Genomic DNA, 1392 nt, shown 5'->3' with positions numbered 1-1392 from the left:
GTGGAGTCAGCAGGGAGTTCGACGGTCGACGGCGGGGACACCGGCGGCTCGAGGTCGCCCGGAGGCGTGCCGGTCGCGGTCGCGGTGTTCGTCACACCACCCGCATCGATATCGGCCTGCGTCACGATATACGTCGCCTCACACGTCACCGATGCGTCCGGCGCCAACGACGCCGCCTCGTCCGGACACTCGATCACCGGGGCCGTGCCCGAGCCGGTGAACGCCGTCTCCGTGACGGTGACGTCGGCGACCGAGACGTTGCCGGTGTTCGTCACGAGGAACGCATACGTGACCGTCTGGCCTGCAGCCGTGATCTCCGTCAGATCCGCCGACTTCACCACGGTCAACGCCGGAGCGGATGTGGACGGGACCTCGACGGTCGTCGGCGGAGACACGGGCGGCTCCCCCGTGGGCGGAGTGCCGGTTCCGGTGGCCGTGTTCGTCACACCGCCGGCATCGATATCGGCCTGCGTCACGACGTGCGTCGCCTCGCAGGTCACCGATGCATCCGGAGCCAGCGACGCCGCTGCGGCCGGACAGTCGACGACCGGCGCGGTTCCGGTGCCGGTGAACGCCGTCTCGGTCACCTCGACATCGGTCAGCGTCACGTTGCCGGTGTTCGTGGCGAGGAAGGAATAGGTGATCGTCTGCCCCGCGGCCGTGAGCTCGGTGAGGTCCGCCGACTTGACCACGGTGAGTGCGGGGACGGCGTCAGAGGGGACTTCGACGGTCGACGGCGGCGACACCGGCGGCTCCCCGGTGGGCGGAGTGCCCGTGCCGGTGGCCGTGTTCGTCACACCACCCGCATCGATGTCGGCCTGCGTCACGACATAGGTCGCCTCGCAGGTCACCGACGCATCCGGAGCCAGCGAAGCCGCTGCGGCCGGGCACTCGATCACAGGCGCGGTTCCGGTGCCCGTGAAGTCCGCGTCGGTGACGGTCACATCCGCGAGCGTCACGTTGCCGGTGTTCGTCGCGAGGAAGGAGTAGGTGATCGTCTGCCCCGCGGCCGTGATCTCCGTCAGGTCCGCGGACTTCACCACGGTCATCGCCGGAGCGGACGTGGAAGGCACCTCGACCGTCGACGGCGGAGACACGGGCGGCTCACCCGACGGCGGGGTGCCGGTGCCGGTCGCGGTGTTCGTCACGCCACCCGCGTCGATGTCCGCCTGGGTCACGACATATGTCGCCTCGCAGGTGATCGACGCGTCCGGCACCAGCAGCGCCGCTTCGTCCGGGCACTCGATCGCCGGAGCCGACCCTGTGCCCGTGAAGTCCGTGTCGGTGACGGTGACATCGGTCAGCGTCACGTTTCCGGTGTTCGTCGCGAGGAAGGAGTAGGTGATCGTCTGCCCCGCGGCCGTGATCTCCGTCAGGTCCGCGGACTTCACC

The 1392-nt window shown here is 69.5% G+C and carries 1 protein-coding gene; it reads right to left on the bottom strand.

The annotated features are described in order from the left end of the window. The coding region (locus tag AC07VM_RS18915) for a DUF7507 domain-containing protein (RefSeq protein ID WP_494912777.1) at positions 1 to 1392 on the bottom strand (1392 nt) is incomplete at both ends.

Source organism: Microbacterium sp. GW821-FHT01D02, assembly GCF_059422585.1.
The sequence above is the reverse complement of the archived record's forward strand: the minus strand, read 5'-3'. Positions and strand labels throughout refer to the sequence as shown.